Origin of the sequence: Duganella sp. CY15W (assembly GCF_009857555.1) — a bacterium.
Taxonomy (GTDB): domain Bacteria; phylum Pseudomonadota; class Gammaproteobacteria; order Burkholderiales; family Burkholderiaceae_D; genus Rugamonas; species Rugamonas sacchari.
Genome location: NZ_WWCQ01000022.1, coordinates 1 through 466 on the forward strand (window position 1 = coordinate 1; position 466 = coordinate 466).

Here is a 466-nt window from a genome sequence, read left to right on the forward strand (position 1 = left end):
TCCCTTTTCTTCCCTGACAAAAGAGCTTTACAACCCGAAGGCCTTCTTCACTCACGCGGCATTGCTGGATCAGGGTTGCCCCCATTGTCCAAAATTCCCCACTGCTGCCTCCCGTAGGAGTCTGGACCGTGTCTCAGTTCCAGTGTGGCTGGTCGTCCTCTCAGACCAGCTACTGATCGTTGCCTTGGTAGGCCTTTACCCCACCAACTAGCTAATCAGATATCGGCCGCTCCATGAGCATGAGGTCTTGCGATCCCCCACTTTCTCCCTTAGGACGTATGCGGTATTAGCGTAACTTTCGCTACGTTATCCCCCACTCCTGGGTACGTTCCGATATTTTACTCACCCGTTCGCCACTCGCCACCAGAGCAAGCTCCGTGCTGCCGTTCGACTTGCATGTGTAAGGCATGCCGCCAGCGTTCAATCTGAGCCAGGATCAAACTCTTTAGTTTAATCTCTGTTTTAT

At 52.8% G+C, this 466-nt stretch carries 1 rRNA gene; it reads right to left on the reverse strand.

Going from position 1 to position 466, the window contains the following annotated elements:
* A 16S ribosomal RNA gene (locus GTP58_RS30850) occupies positions 1–452 on the reverse strand; the annotation flags it as partial.
* Positions 453–466: the final 14 nt, after the last annotated feature.